Origin of the sequence: Rhodococcus sp. EPR-134 (assembly GCF_001647205.1) — a bacterium.
Taxonomy (GTDB): domain Bacteria; phylum Actinomycetota; class Actinomycetes; order Mycobacteriales; family Mycobacteriaceae; genus Rhodococcus_F; species Rhodococcus_F qingshengii.
This window is the reverse complement of sequence record NZ_LVCT01000758.1, coordinates 1-413: the sequence shown is the minus strand read 5'-3', so window position 1 is coordinate 413 and position 413 is coordinate 1. Positions and strand designations below refer to the sequence as shown.

Annotated in this window: 1 pseudogene; it reads right to left on the bottom strand. The window is 66.3% G+C overall.

The features are described 5' to 3' along the window. Nucleotides 1–413 (bottom strand): annotated as a pseudogene (locus A2J01_RS32625) (methionine synthase); the annotation flags it as partial.

Sequence of the window (413 nt, the reverse complement as noted above, 5' to 3'; positions counted from 1 at the left end):
AAAGAGCGCGCTCGTCGAGCAGCCCCGAGTACTCGGACAGCGAGATTCCCTTGACGATGCGCGAGCCCCAGAAGGGAGGTGTCGGCACCGCGATGTCGGCTGCGACATCGGAACGCTCCGGCAGGACCACGGGAACCGCTGCAGCCTTGCGCTTTTCGGCGATGCGCTTGGAACGCTCGTGACGTGCCTTACGCTCGGCAGCCTTCTCGCGAGCAGCGATGGCCTCCGGGCTGTCCGGCGCCGGGCCGCCACCACGCTTGGTCGTCATGATCTGGTCCATCAAGTTCAGACCCTCGAAGGCGTCGCGGGCATAGCTGACGTCGCCCTCGTACACCTCCTGCAGGTCGTTCTCGACGTAGGAGCGCGTGAGCGCCGCACCACCGAGCAGAACCGGGAACTTCTCGGCGACTCCG